An 11,818-nucleotide genomic window follows, 5' to 3' on the forward strand; every position below is an offset into this window, starting at 1 on the left:
ATTAAGATTCCTTATGTCATCAAACCAAGACGTGCAGGAGATATTGCGACATGTTTCGCAGATCCTACAAGAGCTAAGGAACAGCTTGGCTGGGTGGCTGAAAAGAATCTAGATGATATGTGTAGAGACACATGGAATTTTGCGAAGAAACAATTATTATAGTGAGGTATTTATGGCTAAGATTATTTTAACGGGGGATCGTCCGACGGGTAAATTGCATATTGGACATTATGTGGGTTCCTTAAGAAATCGTGTTCTTTTACAGAATTCTGGAGAATATGATGAAATTTATATTATGATTGCGGATGCACAGGCATTGACAGATAATTTTGATAATCCGGATAAGGTGCGTGAAAACATTTTAGAGGTGGCTTTGGATTATTTGGCTTGTGGTATTGATCCGAGTAAGACAACAATTTTTATTCAGTCTGAAATCAGTCAATTGACAGAATTGACATTCTATTATATGAACTTAGTTTCTGTAAGTCGTCTTCAAAGAAATCCAACTGTGAAGGCTGAAATTAAGATGCGTGGATTTGATGCGAGTATTCCAGTTGGCTTCCAGTGTTATCCAATTTCACAGGCTGCAGATATTACGGCATTTAAGGCGACTACGGTTCCTGCTGGTGAAGATCAGATGCCTATGATTGAACAGACGCAGGAGATTGTTCATAAATTCAATTCGATTTATGGTGAGACTTTAGTAGAACCTAAAATCTTATTACCACAAAACTGTGCTTGTTTAAGACTTCCGGGTACAGATGGTAAGGCAAAGATGTCTAAGTCTTTGGGTAACTGTATCTATTTGTCGGATGATGAAGAGACAATCAAGAAGAAAGTTATGAGTATGTATACAGATCCTGATCATATTAAGGTGAGTGATCCTGGTAAGATTGAGGGAAACTGTGTATTTACATATTTGGATGCATTCTGTAAGCCAGAGCATTTCGAAAAGTATTTGCCGGAATATGAAAACTTGGATGCATTAAAAGCACGCTATCAGCGTGGTGGTTTAGGAGATGTGAAGGTGAAGCGTTTCTTAAATAGTGTTATGCAAGAAGAGTTGGCTCCAATTCGTGAAAGAAGATTGGAATGGCAGGCAAAACTTCCTGAAGTTGTCAAGATTCTAGAAGAGGGTACGAAAAAGGCGTATGCGACAGCGGAAAAGACTTTGGATGAAGTGAAGTCAAGTATGAAAATCAATTATTTCAAAGACAATTCTTTGATCTAGGGGTATAGAAAATGGTAGTTGTAGATAAAGAAAATTTTATGGGTGGTACTGGTATTGTACATTTTGAACATATCATGAGCGCACAAGAGATGCATGGTATGAATCGTGTGTATGCCAAGGTCACTTTAAAGAAGGGTTGTAGTGTTGGTTATCATGTGCATAATGGAGATGGCGAAGATTATTTCGTTCTTTCTGGAGTGGCAACATTGGATGATAATCATGAGCGAACTTTATATTTAAAGCCAGGGGAGCATTATTTTACACCGAGTGGTAAGGGTCATAGTATTTTGAATGAACAAGATGAGGATTTAGTCTTCATGGCTTTGATTATTTATGATTCTCAACAAAAAATGTAAACGGATTACTAATTTGTGCAAACATGATGAACAAAATTGATATATAATACTATTGGTTTTGTGAAAGCGTTTTCGCACATAGAACTATTTCTCTCTATAATATTTCTGTGAGAAATAATCCGTCAATTTATTCTCTTAAATCGCGACTTAATAGAGGATGCATAAAGAGTAGGAATACGCGCCTACTCTTTTTTGTTGGTCAAACTTTGTGTATTATAGATATAGGAACGTCTGAAGTGGGTAAAAGATGCGTCTCACACGCCGTAGTGGCCTGGGTAAGCGTCATTTATTTTTGAAAGGTAGGGTATGTTGTATAGCAATCAAGAGTTTTACAGATACATATAAAATTAAAGGTTCTGATATAGATCGATTCTGTCGTATTATGTCGGATACAAAGAAAATCAAAATTCAAATAACAAATGATCATCATGATCTAAAAGATGTTGAAGAATTCAAAAAAATGTTTGGATTCAGTAAATGAAGTACGTAACTGTTCTTTGAAATGTATTGATTCTAAACTTACTAGAAAACAAAAAAAGAGTTTCTTTGGAACGACCTATGCATTTGGAAAAACGAATAATACACAGTTAATTGGACAATTATCAAAGAATTATACAAATGGTAATGATAAATTGATTAGTGGGGATTTACTTATTGAACTAGCTTTCGAGCGTATTAAAGAAAAGAATATGTTAAGTCCTAGTCCAGTAATTCACATAGATTGCAAAGATGAGCCGAAGTTAAAACAATTTTATCAGAAAATGGGATTTGTTTATTCTAAGAAAAACGAGGATAAAGATTTGCTTATGTATTTGATGCCTATGAAAAAAGTGAAAGATGCGGATTTTACAAATGAAAGATGATGTATTGAGTATAATTTATTCTCTTAAATCGCGCCTTAATAGAGGATACATTAAGAGTAGGAATGCGCGCCTACTCTTTTTTGTTGCATAAATGGTTTAAAATAATTGAAATTAAGTATAAAATGTATGGAAAATGTAATATTATTAAATCATGAAAAGATTAAGTAGGATTGAGATATATAATTTTAAGAATATTAAAAGAGCCGAATTAGATTTTAAGAATTCTATATTGGGTTTGTATGGACAGAATGGTTCTGGTAAAACAGCTTTGATCGATGTGTTGGATTTAATTAAGACCATTTTATGTGGTCAAAAAATTTCATCGGATTTTTCAAATATGATTCATGTAGATGCAGACTATTCTAGAATTGTAGTGCAGTTTACTATTGATGAGAATGGAAGGCATAGTGAGATTGAATATTCGTTTAAATTCAATAGATCTTGTATTTATGATGAGATTCTTTCTTATGCGTATACGGATGGTGAAACAAGAGTTGCAAAGTCTAAATTGATAGATACTTCAAATTCACCTATTTTTAGTCCTGTATCTAAATATAAGTCTTTGATTGGACCTTCAAAAGTGAATGAATTGGATGTTATGGTGATTAAAAAGATGGCTCGTAAGGAATTTCGATCATTTGTTTTTTCAAGTGAGTTTTTGGAAGTAGTTCGAAATAGAAGTGATGAATGTAAAGACGAAGAGTTTTTGCGTCATGTGTATATTTTAGAGAGTTTGGTTAATTTTGCGAATTATGAATTGTTTGTCGTGAAATCAAAGTGTTGTATAGATGATTCAATGGTTCTTTCTAAAAGTGCTTTGGATGTTTATAAGAAACGAATTGAAAGTATGAATCGAGTTCTTCCTTATTTGGTGCCTGATTTTACACTGGATGTACAAGTGCTTGAAAAAGAATTGATGAGGGATAGTTCTGTTGGATATCGTGTGGAATTGGTTTCAAATAAAATGCCATTTAAGTATGAGTCGGATGGTGTAAAGAGAATTGTATCGATACTACAACCTTTGATTGAAGTTTTTAATGCAGATTCAGTTGTGGTTGCGATTGATGATTTGGATTGTGGTATACATGAATATTTGTTTGGTGAAATCGTAAAGTTGATGAGTGAACAAGCAAAGGGGCAATTGATTTTCACAGCGCATAATTTGCGTCCGTTAGAAATAATCAATAAGAAGTTTCTAGTATTCACAACTACAGATCCAGACAATCGATATGTCCGTTATAAGAATATTGCAGCACATAATAATTTAAGGGATGTATATATAAGAGATATTGCATTAAGTGATTTTATAAAGAGTGCAGAGATTTCTTATGGGGTAAGAAAGGCAAAAGGGTAGTGTAGTATTACCTTTATCTTAATTGTATAGCATAATTCAACGAAAATTTAAATGTAAAGGAGCTAATATTATGGATAATACAACAAGTTTCAATATTTGTGTAGATAGTGATATTTTAAAACAATGTGAAGCCATGTATGGTGAATTAGGTGTTGATTTGAATACTGCAATCAATGTGTTTCTTAATAAGTCTCTTTGTGTAGGTGGTTTTCCTTTTGATGTAAACAAGGAGACAATGGCAGCTATGTTGGAGGCTGAACGTATTGTGCGTGATCCTTTTGTAAAACGATACTCTGATGTAGAGGAAGCATTGAAGGTATTGAAAGAGTGAGTATACATTGAAAACAAATTTTTTTAAGATAATGAAGAAACACTAGCTTGAGATTGTCCATATTGGATAAAAAAAGAGTAAAAGCTCTAAATTTGATTTGTGAGCCTGAACATCATACCGAGTCCTCATTGTTTTTAGCCGGTTCCAGGCTGACGTTTCCAATCACCTTCCGTTTGGTTTTGGTAGGGTACACCGTTTTTGGTATTTCTACCATCAATCGTATTTTACACAATATATTATTAAGGCTAAGGCTATCTTCTTGTATTGACATCCATATAAATGAGTATGGATACAATAAGCTTTAGTGTTCGTGTAGATAGTAATATTAAGAAACAAAGTGAAGCGAGTATGGTAATTTGAATATCGCAATTCATGTTAATGGTTTTCTTATTGATGTTCGTTTAGAGAATCTATGTTAGAAGCAGTATTTAGTATTGAAAGATGTTAGTTTGTGACTGATTTTAATACAAATTCACTAAAAAGTACAAAGACAAATGGTTGTATAGGGATTATAATAAAGATGTATTAAGTGCTAATACATGAAACTTCCTTTCTATCTTAAAACTATGGGAAATGCGGCAGGACTTTGTGTCTTGTCGTTTTTCCTTTATAATGGGTGTGGAGGTTTTTTTGTGTATGAAATATCCTAAGTTTTTAAATGAGAAGTATAATACGATTGGTGTTTGTGCTATGTCGAGTGGTGTAGGGCATAAGCTAGATAGTTTTGATGCGTCTATAGAGTATATTCAATCCAATGGGTTTCATATTGTTGAAACAGCTAGTGTTCGTAATAATAGTGAACCAAGTATTGATGCCAAAACTCGTGTTGATGAATTGAATTCGTTGGTGAATGATTCTAGTGTTGGAGCTGTATGGTTGGCTGCGGGTGGTGATTTTCAGTTTGAGACGTTGCCATATATTGATTTTGATTGGATTGAAAAGAATCCTAAGTGGTATTTGGGTGCGAGTGATCCTACAAATTTATTATTTCCCATTACTTGTAAGTGTGATTTGGCTACGGTGTATGGTTTTAATGCGGGTAGTTTTGATGAATATGGTATCAATGAATATTCGAGTTTGTGTCTTGATTTTTTAAAGGGGAAGAATAGTAAACTGCATTCAAGTTCTCTGCATCAGGATGTTGATTTTTATAATGATGGTGCTCCAATACTTAACACAAAGACAGAATATGTGGGTAATTGTAGTGTAGTGGGTAGATTACTTGGTGGTTGTTTTGAGAGTATAAATGATATGGCGGGCACGCCTTATGACTTTGTAGAAGTTTTTAATGAACGCTATAAGTTGGATGGAATTATTTGGTTCTTTGATATTTTTTCAATGAATTCATGTGATGTGTATCGTGCTTTATTGAAGATGAAGTATATGGGGTATTTTAAATATACGAAGGCTATATTGGTGGGTCGTGTACTATTTAAGAATGTTTCGGATTTAATTGGGTATGACCAGGCTTTTAAAAAGGCACTACCTGATATAGATGTTGTATTTCAGCTGGATATTGGACATACATATCCGCATATGTATGTAGTAAATGGTGCCATGGCGCGTGTTGAGATTTGTGATGGTCATGGATTGGTTCAGTATAGAATGGATGCATAAAGAAAGAGAGTTGTAGTCAAAACTACAGCTCTCTTTTATCAATCTTTCTTTGAAATATAGAGTGTACATGTAAAGTCTAGGTTTTTAGATTGGTCAATTAAGTATTGTGGTTGTACTTTTGCACCCCAGCTGTTGATTCCGCCTACGCCCATTTGTTGTTTTGTGATTCTTAGATGGGTTGTGTTGGTTTGTGGAAGTTCAAATGTGTGGTTGGCATTATATAGGTGCATAAAGGAATACTTGCTTGCCATGCATTCCATTTTTTCTGACTTGATGTTTACTTGAATGGTGTCGTTGGATAGGCAGCACCATTTGCAGTCTGTGTGGTTACCGTGTTCTTGTGGTTTTAAGTATGGAATGTAGTTTGTGTCTACGTTTTCAAAGTAGAAATCGGTTAGAGCATGGTCTCGATCTATATATGTGTCTTTTTCGCCTTTCCCAAAGTAGGCGAAGTTTTTGAACTCTTCTTTTAGAGCAAATTCGATTCCAAAGAGTGGTAGTGTTTGTCTTTGTGAGTTTTTGTCTAGGTGCAATTGGATTTGAATACTTTGATTGTTGTAGACTGTATAGACGAGTTTACATTCTTCTTCAATGGATTCAAGTTGTATTGTATAGATCATTTGTGCGCATTTGGAGTTTCGTATCATTTTAAAGCCGACTACATTTTGAAATAGGCTGGCATTTAGCCAGTTGGCATAGGTTTCTTTGGCACCACGATCATTGTCGGTTAAAGCTCTGTAGAAGATGGGTTTTGGTGCTTGTTTGAGTATTTCTTCATCATTTACTTGAATGGATACTAAACCTTTTCGTTTGTCAAATAAGTATTCGGTATCGATAAATTGAATACCAATGGTTTCTTTGCCTTCTACTACGAGCATGGCTTTTTCTTTGGGTTGGTCTTGTTTGACTTCAAAGACTTGTTGGTCAAAGGATTGAATGCCTAATGGTGTTTTGTAGTAGATGGTTTTTGTGTAATAGCCTGGGGTATTGATTTGTTTAAATTGTACGGGCATTGTTTTTGTAGTGCCTGGTTCTACGCTTGTTTTAAAGATGCCGGATTGTATAACGAGTCCGTTTTGCTTCAATTCAAAGATAAAGGTATCTTTACTTAGGTCGTAGAATAGGTTTTTATTTTTAATGGTTATCGAATCGAAATGGATTTCCATGTCGACATAGCGGTAGAGTTGTTTTAGTTCTTGGCTTTTGCCGGTTTCTTCTCGATTGGCTAAAAGAATGCCGTCTCCACAAAAGTTGGAGTCGTTAGGATAGTCGTCGAAGTCTTGTCCATAATAGTATTGTCCGTCTTTTAAAATGGCTTGGTCTACATAGTCCCATACAAAGCCGCCTTGGTATTGTTCGTATTCGTCTTCTAGATTGGTATATTCTTCCATGCCTCCTAGACTATTTCCCATGGCGTGCATATATTCACATAGCATAAATGGTTTCATTGGATGGCTTTCTAGATAGGCTTTCACATTTTCTGGAGATGTATACATTCTAGATTCAATGTCGGATGCGTTTTCGAATGTTCGATCTTGTACGATTCCTTCATAGTGGACAAGTCTTGATGGGTCTTGTTCTTTGAAGTAGTCGTGTAGGATCATAAAGTTGGATCCGCTTCCTGATTCATTTCCAAGTGACCACATTAAGATACAGGCATGGTTTTTATCTCTTTCATACATGCTTCTAGCACGGTCTAATAGGCAATCAGTCCATTCGGTTTTATTTTGTGGAAGGATGTCATTAGCTCCATGGGTTTCTAGATTCATTTCGTCAATGACGTAGATTCCGTATTGGTCGCATAGTTTATACCAATAGCTGTTGTTTGGATAGTGGGATGTTCTTATGGCGTTGATGTTTAGTGATTTTAACATGTGGATGTCTTCTTCCATTTGATCTTGAGATAAACATCTTCCGGTTTTTGGATCCCATTCATGGCGGTTGATGCCGTGGAATACAATTCGTTTTCCGTTGAGTTTCATAATGCCATATTCAAGCGTGAATTTTCTAAATCCAACTTGTTCTTGAATGGATTCTATGATTTCGTTGTTTGTGTCATATAATACTAATTCTAATTGATAAAGATTAGGAAATTCACTGCTCCATAGGCATGTATTTTCTACAGGGATTTCAAATGTATCTTGCATATTACCATTCCATACGATGTTTCCTTGTGGATCGTATAGTTTGGCTTGTAGTGTATGGGATTCATTACTACTCATTTTACAAACACAACTAAGAACACTTTTATTTGTGTCTAGATTGATGTCTGTATCGATTTTTAAGTCTTGTATGTGTTGGCTTGGTTGTTTATAGATCATGACATCTCTAAATATACCTGTAAAGCGCCACATGTCTTGGTCTTCTAGCCATGTGCCTGTGCATTTTTGAAAGATGCGTACGCATAGCACGTTATCTTTTTCTTGTGTGTATTTTGTAATGTCAAAGCGGCTTGGAGTAAAGGAATCTTCAGAGTATCCGATAAATTTACCATTTAGCCATACGTAGATGTTGGATTCTACGCCTTCAAAGGATAGGATAAGTTTATTTCCAATAAAGTCTTGTGGACAATCAAATGTTTTACGGTATTGGTAAACTTTGTTTTTGTCCATATCAATTTGTCCTGGTTTTACCACGTCATGCCCATCCCAAGGGTAGGTAACGTCTGTATAGTGGGGGTTATCGAATCCTTGGAGTTGGATGTGTCCGGGCACTTGGATGTCGTTCCAGTTGGTGTCATTAAATTCTGTATTATAGAAGAATTTAAAGCATGAATCATAATTTTTTGAAAGGTTGAATTTCCATGTTCCATTTAGTGAGAATGAGCTTGGCTTTTTGTCCTTTCCAATTGTATATATGTGGTCGCTATAAGCGTGTTGTCTATTTACTTGAAAGACGCGTGGGTCTTTGATCCAGTTTAAGTCTGGTGTTCGCATTGTATCACTCCTTGTTTTATTGGTAACTTAAATTATATCAAAGGCAAGTATTGAAAGGAAGGTAAAAATCAATTAAAATATTTGATAAATTGGAGGTTGAAAGATGTCAGACATTCTTGGTTTTGTGGTTTCAATAGCCTTAATTTATTTTGTAATCAAAGTCGCATTTAAGTTCATTAAGTGGATTGGGATTTTGTTGGTTGCAGTATTTGTGTTTAAGATGGTAGCACTTCTTATATAAGGGAACATGAAGTTCTCTTTTTTTGTGTTCTAACGATAATTTATAGTTTTAAAGTATTAATTAGAAAATAATTTAATTTTTTTATTTTTTATATAACCGATTCTAAATTTACTTCGTCTTAATAGTGTAAGGATAAAAAACAAAGTAAGAAGGAGAGATTTAGTATGACTAAAAATAAAGTGTTTTTATCAATTTTAGTATTTGTAGGTGTGTTTTTCATGTTATATGGATACCAGGATTTAATTGTGACTGAAGAAATTAATATGGTTGATCAGGCGCTTATTAATGGTTTTGATTTTGAAGTTTCATTCTTAGTTGGATTGTTAAGTGGATTGTTGGTATTGGTTTTGACTTATCGTAAGGAAAAGATAGATCCTAATATTTTAACGGAGGAATATATTCGTACAAAGTTTTCAGTGTCTGATTTAGAGAAGTTTGAAACATTGGATGAAGAAACAAAACAGGGTGTCTATGATTATTATCAAGATCATTTTGATTTGGATGATGTAGCGGATTGTTTGAGTTATATTGAAAAGAAACAGCCTAAGACAAATAAGTTTGTGAAATTTGGATTGTTGGGAGTCATTTGTTGTGCATTGATTTTAGTTTTGAGTCCGGTTCATTCAGATTATGTATCGGCTAAAGAACAATATAATGAGATTCTTAGACAACAAGAAGAGGCATACAATCAGATTGTTACAGAACAATATTTATATTATGAGGGTTTACCTATAATTGAGATTCTTCCTGGTAATAATTTAAAGGCTGGAGATGTTCAAAAATATGTAGATGAATTTATTAGAACGCAGCCTCAGTTCTTATTGGATAATTGTCGATTAATTAAATTTTGTGAACCACAAAACTTTGATGCGATTGCAATTGCAGATGATGTTGATATTGATAATAGAGGTTTTGGTGCTTATGCATATGCATCTTCAGATGATTTGTCAATTACACTACAGATGGATGTAAATGAAATTAACAATCAAAAAGGAACGGTAAGTCATGAATTAACACATATCTTTGATTTTGTACATGGAAATTATTATACATATCTTGGTATTTCCGATGGTTATGAATGGCAAAGATTACATGAAATGGCTCCAGGTTGTTTAGGGGAGTATGGCAGAGATGATACCGCAGAATTCTTTGCGGATGCAGGTGAAATGTATATCAATTATCCAGAAAAACTAATGGAAGCCAATATGGATATTTATAATTTTATGAATAATTTGTATCAGATGTATTAAAAATAAAAAAATTTAAATTTTATACAACCAATTGAAGAATAACTTCGTCTTATATAGTGAAGAGGTAAATAAGGAGGAAATGAAAATGAAAAAGGTTATTGGTTTATTAGTAATGTTAGTGTGTTTTACAGGGTGTGCAAGTAATGGTGGTGTTGATTATGAAGATCCATCTACATTTCAAGAACAAAATTTTGCATCTTATGAAGAATGGGTAGATGCAGAATTGGATTTAGCACAATACTACGGAGGTTTCACAGATGAGCAACTAGCATATTTTAGAGAGGTTGCTATGCAAGATGAAGCATTGTTCAGAGAAGAATTTCGTCGTTTTAATGAAGAGGTTGAAATGTATTTGCAGCAACAAGATTTGATTGTACAACAACAAAATGAAATGGCCCAGCAGCAACAACAAATGTTTGATCAACAAGTCCAGATGAGTATGGGTTTTTAAAAAGGAGATGTTGACATGCAACACGAAATAGATTGGTTGGGTAGATATTTAGATAAAAAAGGAATTGATTTGATTGTGCTCTATCAGTTGAGTGTGAAAGAGAGTGTTAAGTATTTAAGGCTAAGTCCTTTTCAAAGAAAATGTTTTAATGGAATTTATTGTAGTTGTTTGTCTGATTTTACATATAAAGAATTGTTGTTGATTGTAGAAAGAAATGTATGGAGCTTACTATTTACGCTCTTATTTATTGGAATGTTAATTTTAAAATTGAGGTAACGAAAATGTTAAATAAAAAATTATTCAGTACGAGTTTAGTGTTAAGTATTTTGTTAGTCGGATGTTCTAGTGTAAAAGAAAATGAAGTAAAGGAAAATAAAGAGAAAGTAGAAGAGGTAGAAGTACAAGTACAAGAGGAAAAAAATGTAGAATCCAATGAAAGTGTACCTGTTGTACAAGAGTATTCAAATTCAAATAATCAGGTACAGGAATATAGTGCACCAATTGAAGAAAATTCAAATGATACATATGTTCCAGAAGTAAAGGAAACACCACAACCTGAAGATAATGGTGAAAGAGAGATCGTTCTAGTACGTGAAGAAATACCAGCTTGTGATGATACAATTCCTTATGGTGCTTATACATCTTATGATGAGGCTAATAGTGCAGCTAAAGCAGCTTTAAATGAAACGTTCTTTGCGGAAGGTTGGATGAATGGTCATTATGGGGTAGATACACATCAAACAGAGTGTGGAACTATTTACTATACATATTGGTATGAAGAGTTTATTGGGGATTAATTTAGTGGTTATAAAATGATAGTGTTTATATTGAATATCGTCTATAATATTTATGTGTAAGTAAATAGGAATATAAAAATATGGGTTATAATATTTTAAATTATAAAAGGGTAAAAATAAATGGAAAAGGGTTTAATTGTAAGAGCAAGAAAAAAGGATAATGAAGCAATTGCTGAGATTATCCAATTAACAGAAAGAAAAGCATATTTTATTGCGTATAAAGTAGTGAATAATGAGGCTACGGCTAAAGATATTGTACAGGAAGCTTATATTCAAGCATTCCAGAAGTTGGATCAATTGAGTGATGATTCAAAGTTTGAGAGTTGGTTCAATCAGATTGTTTCGCATAAGGCATTGGATTATACAAAATCTAAACAAGGTAAGAATAAGC

14 protein-coding genes and 1 pseudogene are annotated in these 11,818 nt (G+C 33.9%); 14 read left to right on the top strand and 1 reads right to left on the bottom strand.

The genetic code is table 11. The features are described 5' to 3' along the window. The 8 genes and pseudogenes from LJE08_RS11170 to LJE08_RS11205 all read left to right on the top strand — a co-directional run. A pseudogene (locus tag LJE08_RS11170) lies at nt 1-162 on the top strand (GDP-mannose 4,6-dehydratase); the annotation flags it as partial. Nucleotides 163-172: 10 nt separating this feature from the next. Further along, on the top strand, nt 173-1,231 hold the full coding sequence (gene trpS / locus LJE08_RS11175; RefSeq protein ID WP_227403248.1) for a tryptophan--tRNA ligase: 1,059 nt from the start codon (nt 173-175) through the stop codon (nt 1,229-1,231). A gap of 11 nt (nt 1,232-1,242) precedes the next feature. Further along, nucleotides 1,243-1,587 (top strand): cupin domain-containing protein, encoded by a 345-nt coding sequence (locus LJE08_RS11180; RefSeq protein ID WP_227403249.1) that lies wholly within the window; start codon nt 1,243-1,245, stop codon nt 1,585-1,587. 247 nt (nt 1,588-1,834) lie between these two features. Beyond that, nucleotides 1,835-2,068, top strand: coding sequence for a hypothetical protein (locus LJE08_RS11185; RefSeq protein WP_227403250.1), 234 nt, complete (start codon nt 1,835-1,837; stop codon nt 2,066-2,068). Further along, nucleotides 2,052-2,450, top strand: a complete 399-nt coding sequence (locus LJE08_RS11190; RefSeq protein ID WP_227403251.1) for a hypothetical protein — start codon at nt 2,052-2,054, stop codon at nt 2,448-2,450. Before LJE08_RS11185 ends, LJE08_RS11190 begins: the two co-directional genes overlap by 17 nt. A gap of 151 nt (nt 2,451-2,601) precedes the next feature. Then, nucleotides 2,602-3,804 (top strand): AAA family ATPase, encoded by a 1,203-nt coding sequence (locus tag LJE08_RS11195; RefSeq protein WP_227403252.1) that lies wholly within the window; start codon nt 2,602-2,604, stop codon nt 3,802-3,804. A 70-nt stretch (nt 3,805-3,874) separates the two neighbouring features. Continuing rightward, nucleotides 3,875-4,135 carry a type II toxin-antitoxin system antitoxin, RelB/DinJ family gene (locus LJE08_RS11200; protein ID WP_227403253.1) on the top strand — a complete coding sequence of 87 codons (261 nt, stop codon included), beginning with the start codon at nt 3,875-3,877 and terminating at the stop codon, nt 4,133-4,135. Between the two features lie 636 nt (nt 4,136-4,771). Next, nucleotides 4,772-5,752: a S66 peptidase family protein gene (locus LJE08_RS11205; protein WP_227403254.1), complete on the top strand. Its 981-nt coding sequence runs from the start codon at nt 4,772-4,774 to the stop codon at nt 5,750-5,752. A gap of 38 nt (nt 5,753-5,790) precedes the next feature. On the opposite strand, the gene LJE08_RS11210 is transcribed toward LJE08_RS11205, so the two are convergent. Further along, nucleotides 5,791-8,688 carry a glycoside hydrolase family 2 TIM barrel-domain containing protein gene (locus tag LJE08_RS11210; RefSeq protein ID WP_227403255.1) on the bottom strand — a complete coding sequence of 966 codons (2,898 nt, stop codon included), beginning with the start codon at nt 8,686-8,688 and terminating at the stop codon, nt 5,791-5,793. A 103-nt stretch (nt 8,689-8,791) separates the two neighbouring features. Between LJE08_RS11210 and LJE08_RS11215 the strand changes: the two genes are divergently transcribed. From LJE08_RS11215 to LJE08_RS11240, 6 genes are all read left to right on the top strand, one after another. Then, on the top strand, nt 8,792-8,929 hold the full coding sequence (locus tag LJE08_RS11215) for a hypothetical protein (RefSeq protein WP_227403256.1): 138 nt from the start codon (nt 8,792-8,794) through the stop codon (nt 8,927-8,929). A gap of 164 nt (nt 8,930-9,093) precedes the next feature. Beyond that, on the top strand, nt 9,094-10,179 hold the full coding sequence (locus tag LJE08_RS11220; RefSeq protein WP_227403257.1) for a hypothetical protein: 1,086 nt from the start codon (nt 9,094-9,096) through the stop codon (nt 10,177-10,179). An 85-nt stretch (nt 10,180-10,264) separates the two neighbouring features. Further along, entirely contained in the window at nt 10,265-10,630 is a 366-nt protein-coding gene (locus LJE08_RS11225) for a hypothetical protein (RefSeq protein ID WP_227403258.1), read from the top strand. 15 nt (nt 10,631-10,645) lie between these two features. Beyond that, the gene (locus LJE08_RS11230; protein WP_227403259.1) at nt 10,646-10,906 is read left to right on the top strand and encodes a hypothetical protein; all 261 of its coding nucleotides are present in this window, start codon (nt 10,646-10,648) and stop codon (nt 10,904-10,906) included. 5 nt (nt 10,907-10,911) lie between these two features. Continuing rightward, nucleotides 10,912-11,427, top strand: coding sequence for a hypothetical protein (locus LJE08_RS11235; RefSeq protein ID WP_227403260.1), 516 nt, complete (start codon nt 10,912-10,914; stop codon nt 11,425-11,427). A gap of 120 nt (nt 11,428-11,547) precedes the next feature. Next, nucleotides 11,548-11,818: RNA polymerase sigma factor (locus tag LJE08_RS11240; protein ID WP_227403261.1), on the top strand; the 271-nt coding region annotated here is incomplete at its 3' end.

This window comes from Holdemanella sp. DFI.5.55, from assembly GCF_020593575.1.
GTDB lineage: Bacteria > Bacillota_I > Bacilli_A > Erysipelotrichales > Erysipelotrichaceae > Holdemanella > Holdemanella hominis.